At 67.1% G+C, this 243-nt stretch carries 1 protein-coding gene; it reads right to left on the bottom strand.

All coding sequences use genetic code 11. The features are described 5' to 3' along the window. Positions 1-243: alkaline phosphatase (locus tag BST14_RS32200; RefSeq protein ID WP_211280864.1), on the bottom strand; the 243-nt coding region annotated here is incomplete at both ends.

Here is a 243-nt window from a genome sequence, read left to right on the forward strand (position 1 = left end):
GGGAGTAGTGGGTGTACTGGCCGGTCAGCGGCAGCGCATCGATACCCTTGAAGTAGCCGCCCGCGCCGCGCGCGTAGTTGCGCGCCACGGTGATCTCGGAGTCGCCCATGCCGTCGCCGATCAGCAGGATCACGTTCTTCGCCTTCTTCTTCGACAGCGACTGCTTCAGGGCCTGGGTCAGGTCCTGCTCGACGCGCCGTGCGCCGCCGTACTCGCTGAGTTCGCCACGGGCCTGGCGGTTGA

It is taken from the genome of Mycobacterium arosiense ATCC BAA-1401 = DSM 45069 (genome assembly GCF_002086125.1).
GTDB lineage: Bacteria > Actinomycetota > Actinomycetes > Mycobacteriales > Mycobacteriaceae > Mycobacterium > Mycobacterium arosiense.